The sequence below is a fragment of the Devosia lucknowensis genome, from assembly GCF_900177655.1.
Classification (GTDB): domain Bacteria; phylum Pseudomonadota; class Alphaproteobacteria; order Rhizobiales; family Devosiaceae; genus Devosia; species Devosia lucknowensis.
This window is the reverse complement of sequence record NZ_FXWK01000001.1, coordinates 103,067-122,026: the sequence shown is the minus strand read 5'-3', so window position 1 is coordinate 122,026 and position 18,960 is coordinate 103,067. Positions and strand designations below refer to the sequence as shown.

Annotated in this window: 18 protein-coding genes; 8 read left to right on the top strand and 10 right to left on the bottom strand. The window is 64.0% G+C overall.

Annotation, left to right across the window (positions count from 1 at the left end; translation table 11 throughout):
* Positions 1-29 precede the first annotated feature (29 nt).
* On the top strand, positions 30-950 hold the full coding sequence (locus CCK88_RS00610; protein ID WP_086470738.1) for an SMP-30/gluconolactonase/LRE family protein: 921 nt from the start codon (positions 30-32) through the stop codon (positions 948-950).
* Between the two features lie 74 nt (positions 951-1,024).
* Here the strand turns inward: CCK88_RS00610 and CCK88_RS00605 are convergent, their stop codons facing one another.
* On the bottom strand, positions 1,025-1,414 hold the full coding sequence (locus tag CCK88_RS00605; protein WP_086468629.1) for a PRC-barrel domain-containing protein: 390 nt from the start codon (positions 1,412-1,414) through the stop codon (positions 1,025-1,027).
* Between the two features lie 77 nt (positions 1,415-1,491).
* Positions 1,492-3,105 carry an EAL domain-containing protein gene (locus CCK88_RS00600; RefSeq protein WP_086468628.1) on the bottom strand — a complete coding sequence of 538 codons (1,614 nt, stop codon included), beginning with the start codon at positions 3,103-3,105 and terminating at the stop codon, positions 1,492-1,494.
* A 154-nt stretch (positions 3,106-3,259) separates the two neighbouring features.
* Here CCK88_RS00600 and CCK88_RS00595 point away from each other — a divergent pair, with 154 nt between their 5' ends.
* Positions 3,260-3,517 carry a hypothetical protein gene (locus tag CCK88_RS00595; RefSeq protein WP_086468627.1) on the top strand — a complete coding sequence of 86 codons (258 nt, stop codon included), beginning with the start codon at positions 3,260-3,262 and terminating at the stop codon, positions 3,515-3,517.
* On the top strand, positions 3,517-3,822 hold the full coding sequence (locus CCK88_RS00590) for a hypothetical protein (protein ID WP_086468626.1): 306 nt from the start codon (positions 3,517-3,519) through the stop codon (positions 3,820-3,822). Before CCK88_RS00595 ends, CCK88_RS00590 begins: the two co-directional genes overlap by 1 nt.
* Before the next feature lie 62 nt (positions 3,823-3,884).
* Here CCK88_RS00590 and CCK88_RS00585 read toward each other — a convergent pair whose 3' ends face one another.
* Both CCK88_RS00585 and CCK88_RS00580 read right to left on the bottom strand, forming a co-directional pair.
* On the bottom strand, positions 3,885-4,550 hold the full coding sequence (locus CCK88_RS00585; RefSeq protein ID WP_086468625.1) for a YiaD family glycine zipper/OmpA-like lipoprotein: 666 nt from the start codon (positions 4,548-4,550) through the stop codon (positions 3,885-3,887).
* A 101-nt stretch (positions 4,551-4,651) separates the two neighbouring features.
* Positions 4,652-5,422 (bottom strand): SDR family NAD(P)-dependent oxidoreductase, encoded by a 771-nt coding sequence (locus CCK88_RS00580; RefSeq protein WP_086468624.1) that lies wholly within the window; start codon positions 5,420-5,422, stop codon positions 4,652-4,654.
* Positions 5,423-5,581: 159 nt separating this feature from the next.
* On the opposite strand from CCK88_RS00580, the gene CCK88_RS00575 reads away from it, so the two are divergent.
* Positions 5,582-6,139 carry a DUF4334 domain-containing protein gene (locus tag CCK88_RS00575; RefSeq protein WP_210189890.1) on the top strand — a complete coding sequence of 186 codons (558 nt, stop codon included), beginning with the start codon at positions 5,582-5,584 and terminating at the stop codon, positions 6,137-6,139.
* Here CCK88_RS00575 and CCK88_RS00570 read toward each other — a convergent pair.
* A complete protein-coding gene (locus tag CCK88_RS00570) occupies positions 6,136-7,461 on the bottom strand; it encodes a hypothetical protein (RefSeq protein ID WP_140048842.1) in 1,326 nt (441 codons plus the stop codon). The genes CCK88_RS00575 and CCK88_RS00570 overlap by 4 nt on opposite strands.
* Positions 7,462-7,804: 343 nt before the next feature.
* Between CCK88_RS00570 and hemA the strand changes: the two genes are divergently transcribed.
* Positions 7,805-9,085, top strand: coding sequence for a 5-aminolevulinate synthase (gene hemA / locus CCK88_RS00565; RefSeq protein ID WP_086468622.1), 1,281 nt, complete (start codon positions 7,805-7,807; stop codon positions 9,083-9,085).
* Here hemA and CCK88_RS00560 read toward each other — a convergent pair.
* A complete protein-coding gene (locus CCK88_RS00560; RefSeq protein WP_086468621.1) occupies positions 9,082-9,837 on the bottom strand; it encodes a DeoR/GlpR family DNA-binding transcription regulator in 756 nt (251 codons plus the stop codon). The two genes, hemA and CCK88_RS00560, sit on opposite strands and share 4 nt — an antisense overlap.
* A gap of 74 nt (positions 9,838-9,911) precedes the next feature.
* On the opposite strand from CCK88_RS00560, the gene CCK88_RS00555 reads away from it, so the two are divergent.
* Entirely contained in the window at positions 9,912-11,060 is a 1,149-nt protein-coding gene (locus CCK88_RS00555; RefSeq protein WP_086468620.1) for an MFS transporter, read from the top strand.
* Between the two features lie 31 nt (positions 11,061-11,091).
* Entirely contained in the window at positions 11,092-12,261 is a 1,170-nt protein-coding gene (locus CCK88_RS00550; protein WP_086468619.1) for an MFS transporter, read from the top strand.
* Positions 12,262-12,267: 6 nt separating this feature from the next.
* Here the strand turns inward: CCK88_RS00550 and CCK88_RS00545 are convergent, their stop codons facing one another.
* The 3 genes from CCK88_RS00545 to mscL all read right to left on the bottom strand — a co-directional run bounded on the left by CCK88_RS00545 (position 12,268) and on the right by mscL (position 15,679).
* Positions 12,268-14,121, bottom strand: a complete 1,854-nt coding sequence (locus CCK88_RS00545) for a diguanylate cyclase (protein ID WP_086468618.1) — start codon at positions 14,119-14,121, stop codon at positions 12,268-12,270.
* 210 nt (positions 14,122-14,331) lie between these two features.
* Positions 14,332-14,967, bottom strand: a complete 636-nt coding sequence (locus CCK88_RS00540) for a response regulator transcription factor (RefSeq protein WP_086468617.1) — start codon at positions 14,965-14,967, stop codon at positions 14,332-14,334.
* Between the two features lie 277 nt (positions 14,968-15,244).
* Complete coding sequence (gene mscL, locus CCK88_RS00535; RefSeq protein WP_170926462.1) at positions 15,245-15,679, bottom strand: large conductance mechanosensitive channel protein MscL; 435 nt, start codon at positions 15,677-15,679, stop codon at positions 15,245-15,247.
* Between the two features lie 176 nt (positions 15,680-15,855).
* Between mscL and CCK88_RS00530 the strand changes: the two genes are divergently transcribed.
* A complete protein-coding gene (locus CCK88_RS00530) occupies positions 15,856-17,466 on the top strand; it encodes an ATP-binding response regulator (protein ID WP_086468615.1) in 1,611 nt (536 codons plus the stop codon).
* A gap of 6 nt (positions 17,467-17,472) precedes the next feature.
* Here the strand turns inward: CCK88_RS00530 and sthA are convergent, their stop codons facing one another.
* Positions 17,473-18,942 carry a Si-specific NAD(P)(+) transhydrogenase gene (gene sthA / locus CCK88_RS00525; protein WP_086470736.1) on the bottom strand — a complete coding sequence of 490 codons (1,470 nt, stop codon included), beginning with the start codon at positions 18,940-18,942 and terminating at the stop codon, positions 17,473-17,475.
* Positions 18,943-18,960 lie beyond the last annotated feature (18 nt).

Here is an 18,960-nt window from a genome sequence, read left to right as displayed (position 1 = left end):
AATGCTTGCTGGCCGAGTGGGGGGACGCCATGGCCACGAATAGCCTATACGAGATCATCGACACGCGCTTTGCGGACAAGATTCTGGGCAGTGCCCGGCTGGAGGAACTGCATGGGGGCTGCCGGTGGACCGAGGGGCCGGTCTGGTTCGCCGATCATGATTGCCTCTATTTCTCGGACATCCCCAACGAGCAGGTGTTGCGCTATCTGCCTGCCGACAATTCGGTCTCGACCTTTCTCAGGCCATCCCAATTTGCCAATGGCCATACGCGGGATCGCGAGGGGCGGCTGATTTCCTGCGAGCATGGCACGCGCAGCGTGACGCGGATCGAAACCGATGGCTCGACAACCGTGCTGGCCGACCAATTCGAGGGTAGGCGGCTGAACTCGCCCAACGACGTGATCGTCAAATCCGACGGATCGATCTGGTTCACCGATCCCTCCTACGGGATCATTTCGGACTATGAGGGATATGCCTCTGCGCAGGAACAGCCGGTTCAGGGCGTCTACCGGGTCGATCCGGACAGCGGCGAGGTGACTCTCGTTGTCGGCGACTTCCTGCAGCCCAATGGCCTTGCCTTTTCTCCGGATGAAAGGCGCCTCTATGTCGCCGATTCCGGCGCCAGCCACCGGACCGACGCGGCCCGGCATATCAGGGCATTCTCCCTCACGCCCGAAGGCATGATCGAGAGCGAGATCGGCCCCTTTGCCGTCATCGACGCTGGTATACCGGACGGCTTCCGGGTCGATGCGGATGGCTGGATCTGGTGCTCGGCGGGCGATGGCGTGCACGTCTTCGACGACACCGGCAAGCTCTGCGGCAAGATTCGCGTCCCGCAGACAGTGTCCAACCTGACATTCGGCGGCAGGCGCGGCAACCGGCTGTTCATCACCGCGACGACGTCGCTTTACGCGGTCTATGTCAACACGCGCGCCGCTCCCAGGCCGTGATGCGAAAAAACCGGCACCCCGAGGGATACCGGTCGTTTTGAAAATGATCACGTCATGAAATGGCTTGAAGCCGATCAGATCCAGTAGGGCGTAACGCCGTAGTAATCGTAGACGCGGCGACCATTGTCGGCCGTCCAGAAGGCATCGTCCTCGCGCTCATATTTGGGCGCGCCTTCGAGCTGGTCCTTGGAAATATCGACGCGATAGCCGCCGAGGCTTTCGTCGTATTCCAGTTTCGACCAGGGCAGCGGGTAGTGGTCGTGACCAATACCGAGGAAGCCGCCGAAGCTCAGAACGGCATAAGAAACCTTGCCGCTGCGCTTTTCGACGAGGATGCGCTCGATCGAGCCGATATGCTCGCCGCTCAGGTCGTAGACCTTGGTGCCTTCAACTTTGTCCGAGGCGATGAGGTCATGGGTTTCCTTGACGTCCGCAGTGGCGACGCGATTGTCATCATAGGCCATTGTTTTCCTCCTTGCGTTGGGGTGTGCGGGGTGAACGCAGACTGGCGCGGGAAGTTTCGCGATATGCGAATTTGTGATCAGGCGACGAGAGTGGGGCGTCTGGACGGGCGGGGACCGTGCTTGCCGAGATACGCCACGTAGGCGTCGATCAATAGCGGCCTCGAAATGCCGAAACCCTGGGCGAAGTCGACGACGCCCGACGCGCGCAGGTGGTTCAGCCGCTCTTTGGTTTCCACGCCTTCCACCACCAGTGACCGGCCGGATGCCTGGACCAGATCAATGGCGTGGTCGAGCATGCGCGACAGCACCGAATGATGTGGGGCCATGGCGAAGGATCGGTCGAGCTTGACGCCATCGATGGAGAGCGCCGCCAGATTGTGCATGGAGGAATAGCCGGCGCCGAAGTCGTCGAGATAGACATGCATGTCGGCGGCACGCAGACGCTCGATTTCGACCTGGGCGGTCTCGGGGTTGATTTCGGCGGTCTCCACGATCTCCACCACGACCTTGAACGGCGAGTCCTCGCTCAGCAGTGGAGCAAAGAGCGGGATCAGCCGGCTGGCGTCGAGATCCTGCGGGAAGATGTTGAAGTTGACCTGCAGGCGGATGCCCTTGGGCAAGCGCATCGACAAATCCGCATAGGCGTGACCGACGACCATGCCGGTGAACCTTTCGGTCAGTCCGTGGGCCTCGATGATGGGCAGGAAACGGTCGGGCGGCACGATGGTGCCGTCCACATCCTTCCAGCGCGCCAGCACCTCGCAGCCGGTTGCTATGTTCGTTTTGAGGTCCAGCAGCGGCTGGTAGGCGCAAATCACCGAACCTTTCTCGAAGTGGCGCAGGAAGCGCTCCTCGAAAGACCAGTAGCGCTGGGCGATGCTGTAGACCTGCCGCGCCACCCAGGCCGCGACCAGGCCGCAGACCAGCAGGGCCACCGCCACAGTCAGCCAGCCAAAGCTGAAAAGCTGGCCGATCGTGCTGCGGCCGGCGACGCAGTGAATGCCGCCGGTATCGCAGGAGACCTGGTAGAACACCCCCCGCAACATGGCGAAGCGCGCCGGGCCTTCCTCCTGCAGCGCTTCGGCATAGATGCCTGAGCGGCCTTCGCGATGCTTCCAGACATCCTCACCGAAGCGGAACACCAGTTCCTGGTCCATCCAGCGCGGGGTCGACGTGGGGAGCGGCTGCTTGGGGATGATCATCGCCAGGTTGCCGCGCTGGGCAAGCGTACCGGTCAGTCCCGGCAGCCCGAGGAAATCGAGATCGATATCGAGCCAGAAGGCCATGTCGAAGGCGTTGTCCGAGGCGATGTCGGGCGCGCCCAGGGCCTTGGGGACATCGAGCACGCCGGAATTAACCGAACAGCGCACGACGCCATTCGGGGCGTAGAGCAGTTCGTTGATGCCATCGGGCAGAAAGGCGATGCGGCGCATTTCCTGCAGATAGGCCGGCGAGCATGCCGGCTGGGTGAGGCGTCGGTCCATTTCGGTAAAGGTGGAGAGCAGGTTCGCCCGCAACTGTTCATAGCCGGCGAGGCTGCGTTGGGTTTCGGCGCGCATGCTGGATGCGACCTGCTCGGAGACGAGCCAGGTGGAGAGGCCGAGCAGCACCAGAAACACCACGGCCCAGACTGAGAGCTTGAAGCCGCGCTCGTGCGATCCGTCGATCAGGTAGCCGATGACCCGGCTCATCTCGCAATCCTCCGCATCCTACTGGTAGGGCGCAACTCCTCAAGGCCGGGTTAAGCGGGCGAGGCGGAAGGACGGCGAAGGAACTTACGCCCCGCCTGGGGCATTCCCTTCCACAAGGCCCGCGAGGTCAATTCCAATTCTCAGGAGACGAAAAATGGTCTTCGATACACTCAAGGAGCGCATGGGCGGCAAGGACGAGCTCAATCCCATGCAGATTGCCCACCATACGCTGTTTACGGCACGCGAGAAGCTCGATCTGCTCAATCAGCTCAAGGCAGAGGCAACCGGCGCGCAGGCGGAAGGCGATCCCGTCGCCTTCGAGCCTGAAGAAATCGACGCGGCGATCGCGGAGGTCCGCGACGGCGTGGAACGCGGCGTGGGTACACAGACCGTTCTCAAGGGAGATTTCTGATGGCCGAACCGCGCGAACTGCATTCACCCCAAGTGGCCAAGGTCGATCACATGGTCGACGAAAACGGCTCCCGGCTAGACGTTCCGGATGGCTCGGGGCTCAAGGTCGCAGGCGAACACGATCCGACCACCGGCGCGACTGGCCCCACCAACTGGTGGCTTTACGGCCTTGGCGCCCTCGGTATCATCATAGCCATCCTGCTGGTGCTGCAGATTTTTTCGGGCGCTCCCGGAACGGATATGCAGCCTGGCACGCCGACATCGGCCCCTGTTGTCGAGCCTGTGGTCGAAACGCCCGCGCAATAGCGGGTCCGAAGAACAAAAAAGGCGCGCCACCACGGCGCGCCTTTTTCGTTGGCGTACAGTCCTCAGCCGCGGATGGGCGAGAGCTGGATTTCCACGCGACGGTTCTGCGCGCGGCCCGATTCATTGGCGTTGGACGCGATCGGGCTGGAGGAGCCCTTGCCCTCGATGTAGAAGCGGCGCTGATCGATGCCCTGGTTCGACAGGATAGTGGCAACGGCCACGGCACGGCGCTGGCTGAGCGAGAGATTGTGCTCGCTCGAACCGGTCGAGTCCGTATGGCCGTAGACGTCGACGATGGTCTTGTCGAACTTCTTGAGCACGAGGGCGACCGAGACCAGTGTCTGGTTGAACTGCGGCTGGACCGTCGACTGATCGGTGGCGAAGGTGATGTTGGACGGCATGTTGAGGATGATCTGGTCACCGACACGGGTCACCGAAACGCCGGTGCCCTGAAGCTGGGCACGCAGCTCGGCTTCCTGCTGATCCATGTAGTTGCCGATGGCTGCGCCGGTCAGGCCACCCACGCCTGCGCCGATCAGCGCGCCGACGCGCGGATCACCGCCCACGGCCGCACCGACGATCGCGCCGGCAATCGCGCCGCCGCCCGTCCCGATCAATGCGCCCCCGGCAGTGTTGGAGAGCTGCGACTGGCCGGTATAGGGATTGGTGGTGGTGCAGGCGCTGAGCGCCAGCGTCGCTGCCAGGGCGACGAGAACCTTCGACTTCATATGCTTCCCCCAAAAGGATTCGCGGATAGTGGCCTTGTGTTGCCCCTGATTAAGGCAGGAGCGTGATGAGGGAAAAGTGATGAACGCCTGATGAACGCCGCTCAGGTATTGGCCCATCCGGCATCGACCAGAAAGTGCTGTCCGGTGATCATGGCACTGTCATCGGCCGCGAGGAACAGCGCCAGCCGCGCGCAGTCGTCAGGCGACAAGGCTTGGGGAATGGCCTGGTTTTCCTTGATGTCGGTCAGGGCTTCGGGAGAAATCCAGAGGTCGAGCTGGCGCTGGGTCATGACCGCACCGGGCACGAGCGTGTTGACCCGGATGCCCGAGGGACCCAGTTCGCGCGCCATGGATCGCGTCAGGCCATGCAGCGCGGCCTTGGCGGTTTCATAGACCGGCAGACCCGGCGTCATGACCATCCAACTGATCGAGCCGTAGTTGATGACCGCGCCCCTGCCCGCTCGGGCCATTCCAGGTGCAACCGCCTGGGTGGCGAAGAAGGCGTGCTTGAGGTTGACCGCCATGCGCCGGTCCCAGTCGTCGGGCGTCACTTCGTTCCAGAGATGGCGCTGGTCATGCGCGGCATTGTTGATCAGCACCAGCGCATCGCCGTGAGCGGCAGCGAGTTCGGCAATCGCCGACTGGTAGGCCGCAATATCGGTGACGTCGCAGCGGATGAACCGCGCCGTCTGGCCTTTCTGTCGAAGCTCGGATGCAAGCGCTTCGCCTGCTTCCACGGCGATATCGACGAAGCCGACCTTCGCGCCCTGCGCCGCAAAAGCCCGGACCATGGCCTCCCCGATGCCAGAGGCGCCGCCTGAGATGATGACGGGGCGATTGTCGAGGCTGGGATAGCTGGCGAATTCGGACATGACGCATGATCCGCAGAAGAGGAACAATGCCAGATAACCCGGAGAAACCAAACGCGGCAAGTGATTTGATGTACGTACGTCAGAAATTGTTGCCGGCGTTTCGGTTGCCAATGATCGCACGTCATCTTTATGTCGCCGGACCAGATGGACGGGGGACAAGTGGCAGAGATCTCGGAACGCCAATCGCAGCTCATCGAGCTTGAACACGGTACGACGACCGAAACCGCATTGGCATGGTTTGACGGGCTGCCGCCAGTGGTCATCACGGACATGTTGGGGAACTGGCGGGGGACGGAGTTGCCGACGGGCCACCCGATGGATGGTCTCCTGGCCAGGGCCGGTTGGCACGGCAAGCGGTTCGATGACGCCGACAGCGCTCATCCCCTGGTGTTCTCGCAAGCCGGGGGGCGCTTGTTTGCCCTCAATCCGGCCTGGCTGCCGATGTCCCTGCTGACGACGCGTGTGGGCCTCGCGCAACGACTGGCCTCCCGGCAGGTGGTCCGCCTCGCCTCGCTTGTGGCAGGTACGGACAAGCCACGGGCGCGGCTGCGCATGACGGAATTTCGCGGCGTCGTTTCGGCGACGATGATCTACGACGCGCTGCCGATCAACGATGTGTTCCGCACGGTTGACGCCGACACCGTCGTCGGCGCCATGGACATGCGCGGCTCGTCGAAGCCCTATTTCTTCGTGCTGCGGCGCGAGCAGCCCCGCTAGCGAAGGCGCTCTACCGACGGAGCCATGACGTGGGGACCGACGTCTCGTCGTTCCACCTCGTCGAGAAGGCCCAGGATCTTGTCGACATGGGCGATGTGGCGCTGCTCCATCGAGAAGTTGAGCGTCACGTATTCCCGGCCCGGACAAAAGGTGCAGATGTTCACCTCGGTATGCCAGGCGCCGCAATAGAGCGGCTCGACCATGCCGTGGGTCATGGGCCCGTAGGTTCGGTGCGGCGGCACCAGCGTCAGAACGATGTGCATGCCGCCGTTGAAGCGCCAGAAGCGCTTGTTGGGCAGGGCCGGGATCACGCGGTTGAGCGTGCGCATGGCCTTGAACATGGCGTTGATCACCACCTGGAAGGACGTGATGTCCTTCTGTTCGATGCCGGCCACGGTGTTATCGACGGCGCGGACATATTCAACGAAATCATCCATGACCTGGAACTTGGCTTCCAGCGCCCTGACGCGGAAGAAGTCGTCGTCGGTATTGTTCCGCTTGGTATCGAGCATTGTGTAGGCGGCCCCGATGACCTTCTTGCTCATGTGCTTTTCGGCGCCCTCGCCGTTGAGCGCATGGGTCACGAGTGCGAACATCAGCGAGCGCTGGCGCACGCCGAGCTTGTTGGCGAGGAGGCGCAGCCGGTGGCGCTCGATGGCAAGCGTCCGGAAGCCCCAGGGCTGTTCCCGGGGCGCCAGGATGTTGGCGAGCACCAGATAGATGAAGGCGGTGAGCCCGCCGCGCAGCGCGCTTTTCATGCGCTCGCCGAACGGCAGCTTGTTGGACTTGTCGGACTGGACGCCGTGACCGGCGGCAGCCGAGCGGGTGAGGAGCGCCGAATCGGAGCCCTCGAGCAGGGCGTGACTGGAGCGCACCTGCAACACTGCGGCGCGCCCCTGCGCGTCGGGTCCGTCGCGCCGCACCGCAGCCATGACGCGGAACAGCGGCAGGTCCTCACGCTCGAAGATATCGGAAGACTTACTCAGCCACTTGTCGGGGTAGCCGTCGAATTCGTCGACGATTTCCACCGAGGTGATGGCGTCCAGCAGATGCTTCGGAAAGGGCTGTCCCGGTTCGGCGCCGACGAATCCGTGGGTCAGCTGCGGCGCCAGCGCGATCATCTCGGCGACCATGTTGCCCAGCCGGTCACGGTCGTAGCTCTGGGTCGAGAAGGCGGTGAAGAACACCGTGTCCTGGCCCTTGTAGAGAAACCACTGGAAATCGGTGAACAGGGCCTGCGGATTGCGCTGCACGGCGGCATGCGCCAGTGCCATTGCGTCAGAATGCTGGCCGGCGAAACTCGACGAAGAAAAACTCTTCACGCCAAAACTCCCCCCATGTCCGCCCCACCGGACAGGTTGATCTAAGCGCAGTCGGAACAAACTATCAACATGGTCCGCGCGCTGCGGTTAACCTGCGATGCAGGCCGGGCGCGAATGCCACATGAGACAGCTGCGCACCCCACCCATATCGGTGGTTGGCAGAGATTGGCGCTTACTTTAGAATTGCTCTTAAATTGACCGGCGCTTCCCAATGGCGTGAAGGGCTTGGCGCGCCAGCGCGTCGAATTGACATATGTCAATACGGCGTCCCGGGGACTAGGTAGACCATAGAGAGCAGCGATCGGCCGCCCCGCCGGATCTGCGCTCGCAAAGGAACGGCCTCATGGATTATCGCGGAATTTTCGAGGATGCAGTGGACACGCTGCGGTCGGAGAAGCGCTATCGCGTGTTTGCTGACCTCGAACGGATCGCCGGGCGCTTTCCCCGCGCCGTCTATCGCGACGATGCGGACAATGCCCGCGAAATCACCATCTGGTGCTCCAACGACTACCTCGGCATGGGCCAGCACGAAAAGGTCGTGCAGGCGATGCAGCAGACCGCCGGCACGATGGGCGTCGGCGCTGGCGGCACCCGCAACATTTCCGGCACCAACCGCCCGCTGGTCGAGCTCGAGCGCTCGCTCGCCGACCTGCACCGCAAGGAAGCGGCGCTGGTCTTCACCTCGGGCTTCGTCTCCAATGAAGCCGCGCTCTCGACCATTGCGCGGCTTTTGCCCGACTGCATCATCTTCTCGGACCAGCTCAACCACGCCTCGATGATCCAAGGCGTGCGTCAATCGGGCATGGAAAAGAAGATCTTCCGGCACAATGACGTGGCGCACCTGCGCGAACTCCTCAGCCAGGTCGATCGCAAGCGGCCCAAGCTCATTGCCTTCGAGAGCGTTTATTCGATGGATGGCGATATCGCCCCCATCAAGGAAATCTGCGACCTCGCCGAGGAATTCGGCGCCCTCACCTATATCGACGAAGTCCATGCCGTGGGCATGTACGGCCCGCGCGGCGGCGGCATTGCCGAGCGCGAAGGCCTGATGGAACGCATCGACGTGATCGAGGGCACGCTGGCCAAGGGCTTTGGGGTCATGGGGGGCTATATCGCCGCCAATCGCGCCATCATCGACGCGGTGCGCTCGTACGCTCCCGAATTCATCTTCACAACGGCCCTGCCCCCGGCCTTGTGCGCGGCCGCCCGCGCCTCCATCGAGCATCTCAAGGGCAATGGCGAAGAGCGCATCATGCATCAGCGCCAGGCCCGGCTGACCAAGGCAATCCTCGCCGATGCCGGCCTGCCGGTGATGGAAACCTCGACCCATATCGTGCCGCTGATCGTAGGCGACGCGCGCGCCGTCAAGGCCGCCAGCGACATGCTGCTCGACAAGCACAATATCTACATCCAGCCGATCAATTACCCGACCGTGCCCAAGGGCACCGAACGCCTGCGCATCACGCCGACACCGCTCCATACCGACGAGATGATCTTCGAGCTCCGGCATGCGCTGGTCAGCGTCTGGACCAGCCTCGAGCTGCCGCGCGAGCGCGCCGACGCTGCGATCACGGCCAGCAAGCTGACCTCGGGTGACCTGACCCTTCCCAGCCTCGGCGGCTAGTCGCCGGCCCGGTGAATGGCGATGTCGAGCGCGGCAAAGCCCGAGACATCGCCGATGCCATCCTCGACGACAAGATGATCGATGCGTGACGGCTCGGCGATGCGGAACGGCGCCACCGTGCCGAGCTTGTCCGCCGTCGCCGCGATCAGCAGCAGGCTGCTCTGGGCGATCATCGTGCGCTTGACCTCGGCCTCGCCGGCATCGAGCGCGGTGACGCCGATACGTGCATCGACGCCGCAGGCACCCAGAACGAAGAGATCGGCAAAAATCTGCGTGGCCTCCCGGATCGTCTGCGGCCCGAGGCAGGCGCCCTTCCCCTGATCGTACAGACCGCCGAGCACGATGACTTCGATCTGGGGGTGATCGGACAAGGTCGTCGCGATCGCCGGTGCGTTGGTGACGACGGTCAGCCGCAGGTCCGTTGGCAGCGCCCTGGCGATGGCGAGGTTGGTCGAGCCGGCGTCGATGAAAACGGTCTGGCCACTCTTGAGCTGGGCGACTGCGGCGCGCGCGAGGCTTGCCTTGGCTCCCTGCCGTTCGGTGGCACGCACGGCCAGGGCGCCCGTGTCGGGCGACGGCAGCAGCGCGCCGCCGTAAACCCGGCGACAAAACCCCAGCCTGGCCAGTTCCCGCAGATCGCGACGGATCGTGTCTTCCGAAACGCCGAATGTCGCTGCCAGATCATTGGCAACCACGCGGCCATCGGCATTCAGCATGTCCTTGATCCGGTCCAACCGTTCGTCGTTCAGCATCTTCAATTCCTGTTTGTGCACGATATTGCATGTTTATGCACATTCTGCAATTGTGGTCTCATCGGAGACCCGTCATGACCATCGCATTTACCGGCGCATCACCCCAGCGGATCGGCACGCGCGCCATCTTCGCCCTGGGCGGCATTGTGCTTGGCGCCTGGGCGCCGCTGATCCCTGTCGCCAAGATACGGCTGGGGATCGACGAGGGCACACTGGGCCTGTTGCTGCTCTGCATGGGCGTCGGCTCCATCGTCGCCATGCCGATGACCGCATTCCTGACGTCGCGCTACGGCTGCCGGCAGGTGATCTCGGCCTCTGCCTCCGGACTGTGCCTGATGCTGCCGCTGCTCGCCACCGCCGGAACGCTCTGGACCATGATGCCGGCGCTGTTGCTGTTCGGCGTCGTCATGGGCTGCACCTCGGTCGCCATGAACCTGCAGGCGGTACTGGTCGAGCGCCAGGAGGGCGTTGCGCTCATGTCGGGTTTCCACGCCATGTTCAGCCTGGGCGGCATCATCGGCTCCGCGACTATCGCCATGCTGCTCGCCCAGGGTGTGCAGCCGCTGCATGCAGCGGTAATCGTCTCGGTGGCCATGGCGGGGCTTTTGCTTCTCGCCCGGCCCGGTCTCCTGCCCTTTGCCGACAATGGTGGTGAGCGCCCGCCCGCGTTCATCGTCCCCCGAGGCGTGGTTCTGGCGATCGGCGTGCTCAGTCTTCTCGCCATGCTGGCCGAAGGCGGCGTGCTCGATTGGGGTGCCCTCTTCATGATCGAGGCGCACGATGCCGATCTCGGGCTGGCCGGCTTTGCCTATACCGCCTTTGCGATCACCATGACGGCGGGCCGATTGCTGGGCGACCGCCTCCGCACCGCGATCGGCGACCTCAGGCTGTTGATTGGCAGCGCGATGCTGGCGACGCTCGGTTTCCTTGTCAGCCTGCTCGTTACGTCACCCCTCATGGCGCTTGCTGGCTTCCTGCTGGTCGGAGCCGGCATTTCCAACATTGCTCCGATCCTCTTCACGCTGACCGGCAGAACCCGGCGCATGCCCGCCAATCTGGCCGTCGCATCGGTCCTGACGGTTGGCTATGTCGGCATCATCGCCGGCCCGGCCGCAATCGGCCTCATCGCCCACGCAACGAGCCTGCAGACCGCCTTCTTCACCCTCTGCGCAGCGATGGTGGTCATCGCGCTGTCGTCTCGCGCCATCTTCACCCGCGTCTGATCACGCGGCCTCATCCATACGAGTGTCTTTCATGTCCGACATAACCCATTCCACCGCACCCCTTCACGCGGCGACCGGCCAACGCGAGCAATGGGCCACGCGCGCCGTCTTCCTGGTGGCAGGTCTTGCCATGGCGGCCTGGGCGCCGCTCGTGCCTTTCGCCAAGGCACGGGTCGGCGTGGAAGATGGCGCCCTTGGCCTGCTGCTCCTGTGCCTTGGTCTGGGATCAATCATCGCCATGCCGATCACCGGCATCCTTGCCAGCCGTTTCGGTTGCCGCGCCGTGATCGTCGCCAGTTCGATTGCCGTTGCCATCGTCCTGCCGTTCCTCGCCATCGTCGACACCGTAGCCGGCCTCGCTATTGCATTGGCGCTCTTCGGGGCCAGCGTCGGCACGGTCGACGTGGCCATGAACATTCAGGCCGTCATGGTGGAAAAGGACAGCGGCCGCACCATGATGCCGGGCTTCCATGGCCTGTTCAGCCTCGGCGGCATCGTCGGTGCGGGCGGGGTGAGCCTCATTCTCGCGGCGGGCATGGCCCCGCTGGCGGCGACATTGGTCATCAGCGCCATGCTTGTCGGGCTTCTGGTGTTCTCCTTCCCCGGGCTCCTGCCCTATGGCAACCAGGAGGCCGGGGACACGCCCCTCTTCGTGGTTCCCAAGGGCATCGTCATCTTCATCGGCCTCCTGTGCTTCCTGGTTTTCCTCGGCGAAGGCGCCATCCTCGACTGGAGCGCGCTGTTCCTGATCGGCACGCATCAGGTGGACCCTGCGCAGGCGGGCTTCGGCTACACCATGTTCGCCATCGCCATGACGCTGGGCCGACTGACCGGGGATGTCATCGTCCGCACGCTGGGCGGCATGAAGGTCGTGGTGGGGGGCGGTCTCGTAGCGGCGGCCGGCTTCCTGCTGGCCGTCTTTGCGCCGGCGCAACCGCTTGCCTTTGCAGGCTTCCTGCTCGTGGGGATCGGCGCATCCAATATCGTGCCGGTGCTGTTCACCGCAGCCGGCAACCAGACCCGCATGCCCCCCAGTCTGGCGATCGCCGCCATTACCACTCTTGGCTATGCAGGCATCCTTGCCGGTCCCGCTGCCATCGGCTTCGTGGCCCAGCACTGGAGCCTCGGGATAGCCTTCGTCCTGGTGGCGGCCGGCCTGCTGTTCGTCGCCGTCAGCTGGCCCATCGCCAGACGGCGCTGACGGGAACTAGAGCCGGGTCGCGACAAACCGGTCGCGGCCATCGCTCTTGGCCTGATAGAGCGCCGCATCGGCGGCCTTGAGGAGTTCGGTCGCGCCGGAATGGATCACGTCGCCACTGGCAATGCCAATGCTGACGCTGACGACACCGGAGGCGCTCGCTTCATGCGGTATCTGCATCCCGGCGATGGCCTTGAGCAGGTTCCCCGCAACCACGGCCGCGCCGGTGGGATCAGTGCCCGGCAGGATCACCGCGAATTCCTCCCCGCCATAGCGCGCGGCGACGTCGCCCTCGCGCTTGCAGGCCTGGCCGATGCATTCGGCCACCCGCCTGAGGCATTCGTCGCCCGCCAGGTGACCGTAGAAGTCATTGAACTTCTTGAAGTGATCGATGTCGATCATCAGGAGGCTGATGATGCCGTGTCCGGCGCGTCCGCCGCTGAACTCGCGCGCCAGGGCCTCGTCGAAGTCGCGACGATTGTGCAGGCCCGTCAGGCCGTCCGTCGTCGCCAGCAGCCGGAATTGCCGCGCCGCCGCAGTCTGCTCGAACTCCGCGCGCTTGAACGCGCTCACGTCGGAAACGATGACCACAGCGCCTCCACCCATCAGCGGCTGGGTCCGGATGCGAAGCCAGCGGCCGTCGGCCATCTGCACCTGCTCTTCGCCGCCGGTGACTGTATTGGCGAGCACCCGCGCCTTCCATTCCGCACGCATCTCCGGATCGACGATCTGTTCTCCACTGGCGAGCACGGCATCGAGAATGTCCGCAAGGGCAGCTCCGGGCCGTCGGGCCGCCCCGGTCTTGGGGAAGAGCCCGGCATAATTGGCATTCTGGAACATGAGGCGGTTGTCCTGGTCGAACCGCGCGATGCCATCCGACATGCCGCTCAAAACCACGTCGAGGTCGTCCTGCTGCTCCTGGAGCCGACGCTCGAGCGCCACGCGCTCGGTGAAGTCCTTGGTGAAGCCCACGAGGCCCGCCACCGAACCATCGGCATTGCGGATGGCCGATTTCGTGGTGACATAGGTTCGCACCGTGCCATCGTGTGAGCGGATCGTTTCTTCCAGGTCGACGATCGGCTCGCCTGTCCGCATCACCTCTTGTTCGGCATCGAACAGGACGGCCGCGTGGTCGGGGGCGTCGAAATCGAAGTCTGTCTTGCCGAGCGCGTCATCGATATCGCGGGCGCCGAGGGCCCGGACGGCGCCGGAATTGGCCAGCACGAATCGACTGTTCCGATCCTTGATATAGAAGGAATCCGGCGCCTGACGGATGGCGTCCTTGAGCATATTGGCCAGCCAGCCCCTTCGGCGGCTCAGCTCGATACCATTGCCCGACAGCAGCGCTGCCAGGAACGACCACGCCATCAGCGGGAGAAAGACACCGTAAAACGCCAGCGCCCTGATCTCTGCGGGCAGGAACAGCATGGCACTGAGGGGAACCGACGCCTGCAACACCGAAAAGACAGTGAGTGCCGCTGGCCACGACCCGAATTGCTTGCGCAGGGCAAAGGCGATCCACCCGGACAGGCACCCGGCGGCAATGGTGACAAGCCCGGCTGTCAGTCCAGGACCACCCAACCAGATGCGATAGGCGGCCGCGATCACCCCTGAAATCACTGCCGCAACCGGCCCGCCGAATAGTCCCGCGAGGCCGAGCACGACGCTGCGCAGATCGAAGAGGACGCCGACGGTGAAGTGAACGGCCATCATCATGGAGACGACTGCAGCCAGGCCCATGTAGAGCCCGGCGCCGAGCATGCGCCACCGGCGCGGCCACGTCCGTATCCATTCCTGGCTCAGCGCCCAGATGGCAACGAAGAGGGCGACGACCGCAAAACTGGCGAACAGGTCCCTGGACATTGGCCCCACCTTTTCCGGGATGGTAGCGGATACGCCTTAGAAAATAACTATAATTTCCAGACAAATACAGTCCAAGCCCAGTCTGCGCCAGAACATTCGGTCGAGACCGCAACCGCCACTGAGACGCACCGAACATCCGCGCAAGGAGATCGTGGCGCGCTAGTGCCGCCACCTGCAGGCGTCGCCGCGGGTGCTTTTCGCCCACGCGGCTCAACTGGTGAGCACGATCCGCATCAGGTCGGCTGTATTGCGGGCGCCCAGTTTTTCCATGACGCGGGCGCGGTGCACTTCGATCGTCCTGGGCGAAATGCCCAGTTCGCGCCCCGCCTCCTTGTTGGACTGACCATTGGTGATCAGCTGCAACACTTCGCGCTCGCGCGGCGTCAGTTGAGAGAAACCGCGCACCTCCACCGGACGCGAGCCCGATTGCATGGCGCCCAGATGCACATCCTTGCGCAATGCATCGCGGACGATGGTGAGCAGGTGCTCGCTGTCGATGGGTCGCGTCAGAACGTCGGTCGCGCCCATTTTCATGGCGGTGACGGCGGCCTCGACCATGGGCTCGTTGGCCAGCATCACCACCGGCACGCCGGTGCGCATGGATTTCACGCGCCGCAGGATGGCGAGACCGCTTTCCTCGCCCTGTTCGAGATTGGCGATGACCACGTCGGGGTGGCGACGCTCGAGCGCGGCATGGAAATGCGCGGTTTCGAGCGAGAAAATGGTCTGGAAACCCTCGAGCCGGAACAGGACACTGAGCGCTTCGCAGACACTGGGATCGGGATCGGCAATGTGGACCAGGCGGTCCCGATTGAGAAAGGCGTGGTAGTATGTATGCGTGTTCATGCCATGGCCTCTTCGGCAGGTTCATCCAGAACTGGACAAGACCAGGCGCACAACGAGCCGCTCGGCAAACCGGAAGGCCGCCGCCGTTGCACCTCCGCCCAGGTGTCCCGCAAGTGTAGATTGACCTAAGTGGTGGCTCTGTCCGATACGGATGAACACGCAATAAACATAGGATCAACTACCTACGTATAGGGATATTTTCATTCAAATGCAAAGTCAATGACTTTATTCCTAAATCCCACGTAAAAGAAAGCCGGCGCGCGGCCGGCTCGTTGTTTCAGGGATTGCGGGCGCGCAGCGCGTCGCGGATTTCGGTGAGAAGCACCTCTTCCTTGGTCGGTGCAGGCGTTGTTTCCACCGGCTCCTTGGCGGCTTCGCGCTTCATGGAGTTGATGCCCTTGACCACCATGAAGAGCACGAAGGCGATGATCGTGAACTTCACCACGGCGTTGATGAAGAGGCCGACATTGAGCGTGGCCACGCCTGCCGCCTTGGCCGCGGCGACGGACGGAACGGCGACATTGTCCGGGTTGGAGAGGACGATGAACAGGTTGGAAAAGTCGATGCCGCCGATGATCAGGCCGATCAGCGGCATGAAGATGTCGTCGACAATGGAGGAGACGATGGCGCCGAAAGCGGCGCCGATGATCACGCCGATGGCGAGATCGATCATATTGCCCTTGATGGCAAAATCGCGGAATTCCTTGAACACGCTCATTTCAACCCCCTGAGGTTCCCTCGTGCGCCATGCATCGAGCCGGAATGGTAGCCCGAGCGAGGATTGCAGCGGTTCGAGGGCAAATGCAATGGGCCCAATGGCGGTCTTGCGCCGATGCCGGGCGGGGTCGATAACAGCGGCACACGCCGACCAGGAGGGCGAAGCCGCCCATGACGCTGCTAGACCACGATCCGGTGCGGGCCTTCAGCCTCGCCATGGACCATATTCCGCAAGGCGTCGCCGTGTTCGATGCCGGAATGCGGCTGGTCGCGTCGAACCGGCGCTACAATACGCTGCTCGACCTGCCGGCCGATCTGGTCCGTCCGGGATCGGCGTTGTTCGACATTGCCCTCTTCATGGCCGAGCGCGGCGATCTGGGACAAGGTGATGCGGCACAACTGGCCATCGACCGGATCAGGGTGCTGACCGGTGCGCCGACCACGGTCACCCAGCGCACCGCCAATGCCGGCCAATCGCTGGAATTCCATTCGAGCCGTCTGCCCGATGGGGGCCTGGTCGTCAGCTTCACCGATGTCACCGCACGGGTGCGCGCCGAACAGCAGCTCGAACAGATCAACCAGACGCTGGAGCTGCGCGTCGAAGAGCGCACGTCGGCGCTCAAGCAGGTCAATTCCGAGCTGGAACTGGCCCGCGCCAAGGCCGACGCCTCCAACCACGACAAGACGCGCTTTCTCGCCGCCGCCAGCCATGATCTGCTGCAGCCGCTCAATGCGGCGCGCCTCTACACCTCGACGCTGATCGAGCGCGCCAAGTCCACCGCCTTCGCCGAACTGGCCAATTCCATCGAGGCGTCGCTGACGGCGGTGGAAGACATCATGTCGGCGCTGCTCGACATTTCCCGCATCGACAGCGGCGCGCTCAAGCCTGCCCCGACGCCGATCCAGGCACAGGACCTGCTCAAGAAGATCGAGGTGGAATTCGGCCCCATGGCGCGCGAGCGCTCTATCTCGCTGCGCATCGTGCCCACCCGTGGGGCCATCCTGGCCGATCGGTCGTTGGTCGGGCGCATTGTCCAGAACCTGGTCTCCAACGCCATCAAGTACACGCCGGTGGGCGGGAAGGTTCTGGTGGGCCTGCGGCGGCGCGGCAACCGGCTGCGGCTCGATGTCGTCGATACCGGCATCGGCTTCAATCGCGATCAGCACCGCCTGCTGTTCGCCGAATTCTCGCGGCTCGAGCGGGGCGCGCGCATGGCCCAGGGGCTGGGGCTGGGGCTCTCGATCGTGCAGCGCCTGGTCGCAGCGCTCAAGCTCACGCTCGAACTCGACAGCAACGAGGGCCGCGGCTCGCGCTTTTCGCTCTACCTGCCTGCGGTGCGCAATGCGCGCCCGTCCAGCGAGGTGCAGGGCCCCGTCAACGAGCCTGGCTTCGGCACGCTCAATCTCCGGGTTCTGTGCGTCGATAACGAGCGGGCCATCCTCGAGGCCATGGAGGGGCTCCTCGTCCATTGGGGCTGCGACGTGCGCACCGCCCTGTCGCTCAAGCAGATCGATCGCGAGCGCCTGCTCGAGGGCTGGTATCCCGATCTGGTGCTGATGGACTACCATCTCGATCAGACGTCCGGCCTCGATGCCATCGAGTGGCTGCGCCACAATCTGGGCGGCCACCTGCCCGCGGCCCTCGTTACCGCCGATCGCAGCCCGGCGGTGCGCACGCTGGCGGAGGATCGCGGCATCGCCGTGGTCACCAAACCGGTCAAGCCCGCCGCCCTCAGGGCGACGATCAGCGGCCTCGCCAACCAGAGCGGGCGGTCGGGCTAGAAAGCGTCACGCCGTTGGCGGCGGCGTTTCGGGGCTGGCGTCGGGCGTTGCCGTCGCCTTGTCGGCCACGGGCGCCACCGGCGTTACCCGCGGCATGCGGTTCCAGGCGTCGAGCGCGGCGATCTTGTAAGCCTCGGCAAGCGTGGGATAGTTGAAGGTGTTCTCGACGAAATAGTCGAGCGTGGCGCCCAGGTTCAGCACCGCCTGGCCGATATGGATGAGTTCGGTCGCGCCCTCGCCCACGATATGGACGCCGAGCAGCTTACGCGTATCGAGCGCCACAATCATCTTCATCATACCCGATTGCAGGCCCATGATGTGGCCGCGCGAGGTCTCGCGAAAACGGGCGACGCCGCACTCATAGGGAATCTTCTTCTCGCGCACCTGCTGCTCGGTGAGGCCGATGGTCGAAATCTCGGGCACGGCATAAATGCCATAGGGGAAAAAGTCGGGTGCGGGCGGCATTCTTGCGCCGAAGGCGTGCAGCGCGGCAATGCGCCCCTGCTCCATCGAGGTCGAGGCCAGCGCGGGGAAACCGATGACGTCACCCGCAGCGTAGATATGGGGAATCTGCGTCTGGAAGGTGTCGGGATTGACCTTGAGCCGGCCCCGCTCGTCCGGCACCACGCCGCAGGCCTCGAGCCCGAGATCCGCGGTGGCGCCCACCCGGCCTGCCGCGTAGAGCAGCATGTCGGAGCGGATCTGCCTGCCATCGCCGAGATGGGCGATGGCCCAGCCCTGTGCGTCCTTCTCGACCCGTTCCACCTTGCCGCCCAGCCGCATGGTGACGCCGCGCTGGCGCAGGTCGTGGGTGAATTCCTCGATGATCTCGCGATCGATGAAATCGAGGAAGTTGTCGCGCGGCTCGATAATCGTCACCGGCACGTCCAGCGCCGAAAAGATGGTCGCATATTCGATGCCGATGACGCCGGCGCCGACCACGGTGAGGCTGCGCGGCACGCGCAGTTCGGTCACCAGCGTGTCGCTGTCCATCACCGTATGGCCGTCGAACTCGATATTGGCGGGGCGATAGGGCGCGGTGCCGACCGCGATGATGGCATGATCGAAGGCGAAGCCGTGCGTTTCGCCATGGTGGTCGGTGACGGTGACGTGGTGATCGTCCCTGAACCGCGCCATGCCGCCGAAGGTGCGCACGCCATTGCGGGCGAACTGGTGTTCGAGCACTTCGATTTCATAGTCCAGCGTCTTGCGCAGCCGCGCGCCCAGGTCCTTGCCTTCGATATCCTTCTTGACCCGGTAGGACAGGCCATAAAAGCCCCGCTCGCGCCAGCCCGAGAGGTTGAGCACCGTCTCGCGGAGCGTCTTGGACGGGATCGTGCCGGTATGCACCGAGACGCCGCCCAGTTGCAGGCGGTTTTCGATGACCAGCACGGACTTGCCCAGCTTGGCCGCCTGAATGGCGGCGCGCCGGCCGGCGGGTCCCGAACCGATGACGACGAGATTGAAACGTTCCACGAGCATGCCCCAGTTTGC

Coding starts and splice junctions, on each gene's coding strand:
- CCK88_RS00610 (WP_086470738.1), top strand. CDS start 30: ATGGCCACGAATAGCCTATACGAGATCATCGACACGCGCTTTGCGGAC.
- CCK88_RS00605 (WP_086468629.1), bottom strand. CDS start 1,414: ATGGCCTATGATGACAATCGCGTCGCCACTGCGGACGTCAAGGAAACC.
- CCK88_RS00600 (WP_086468628.1), bottom strand. CDS start 3,105: ATGAGCCGGGTCATCGGCTACCTGATCGACGGATCGCACGAGCGCGGC.
- CCK88_RS00595 (WP_086468627.1), top strand. CDS start 3,260: ATGGTCTTCGATACACTCAAGGAGCGCATGGGCGGCAAGGACGAGCTC.
- CCK88_RS00590 (WP_086468626.1), top strand. CDS start 3,517: ATGGCCGAACCGCGCGAACTGCATTCACCCCAAGTGGCCAAGGTCGAT.
- CCK88_RS00585 (WP_086468625.1), bottom strand. CDS start 4,550: ATGAAGTCGAAGGTTCTCGTCGCCCTGGCAGCGACGCTGGCGCTCAGC.
- CCK88_RS00580 (WP_086468624.1), bottom strand. CDS start 5,422: ATGTCCGAATTCGCCAGCTATCCCAGCCTCGACAATCGCCCCGTCATC.
- hemA (WP_086468622.1), top strand. CDS start 7,805: ATGGATTATCGCGGAATTTTCGAGGATGCAGTGGACACGCTGCGGTCG.
- CCK88_RS00560 (WP_086468621.1), bottom strand. CDS start 9,837: ATGCTGAACGACGAACGGTTGGACCGGATCAAGGACATGCTGAATGCC.
- CCK88_RS00555 (WP_086468620.1), top strand. CDS start 9,912: ATGACCATCGCATTTACCGGCGCATCACCCCAGCGGATCGGCACGCGC.
- CCK88_RS00550 (WP_086468619.1), top strand. CDS start 11,092: ATGTCCGACATAACCCATTCCACCGCACCCCTTCACGCGGCGACCGGC.
- CCK88_RS00545 (WP_086468618.1), bottom strand. CDS start 14,121: ATGTCCAGGGACCTGTTCGCCAGTTTTGCGGTCGTCGCCCTCTTCGTT.
- CCK88_RS00540 (WP_086468617.1), bottom strand. CDS start 14,967: ATGAACACGCATACATACTACCACGCCTTTCTCAATCGGGACCGCCTG.
- CCK88_RS00530 (WP_086468615.1), top strand. CDS start 15,856: ATGACGCTGCTAGACCACGATCCGGTGCGGGCCTTCAGCCTCGCCATG.